The sequence below is a fragment of the Ochrobactrum sp. SFR4 genome (genome assembly GCF_019730395.1).
GTDB lineage: Bacteria > Pseudomonadota > Alphaproteobacteria > Rhizobiales > Rhizobiaceae > Pseudochrobactrum.
Genome location: NZ_JAAPBB010000139.1, coordinates 1 through 511, shown reverse-complemented (window position 1 = coordinate 511; position 511 = coordinate 1). Strand labels below are relative to the sequence as shown.

Annotated in this window: 1 protein-coding gene; it reads left to right on the top strand. The window is 48.5% G+C overall.

Going from position 1 to position 511, the window contains the following annotated elements:
• Nucleotides 1-511: plasmid partitioning protein RepB C-terminal domain-containing protein (locus tag HBA93_RS18240; RefSeq protein WP_286202040.1), on the top strand; the 511-nt coding region annotated here is incomplete at both ends.

Here is a 511-nt window from a genome sequence, read left to right as displayed (position 1 = left end):
AAATAGATGATGCCGTCCATGTAATCGCTCAGGGGCAGGAAAATAGCGCTAGAGATAAACTATCTTTCATCGAACGTGCAGTTTTCGCTCAGAAGCTCATCGACCTCGATTATGACCGTGAAACGGTTCAGGCGGCTCTATCCACAGACAACCCAATGCTCACCCGCATGTTATCTGTTACAAAGCGTGTTCCTCTGAATGTAATCGATATTATCGGATCTGCGAAAGCCGTCGGCCGTGATCGTTGGACTGAATTCGCGTCTCAGTACGAGCAGACTCGAGGGGGGGAGCTGAAGGCCTATTTACAGTCTCCTGAGTTCACGGAAATCAAGAATTCAGACGACCGATTTGCTAAAGCATTTGACTGTCTGAAGGGCGCAGCCAAGACGAAGACGCATAAGGTTAAATTGGCTGCACCGGTTAAGTCCTGGACGTCTCAGGACAAATCAGTCAACTTTACTATGAATCGGAAGCCGAAGAAGGTGGATGTGTCGTTCAAGAGTGACGATGC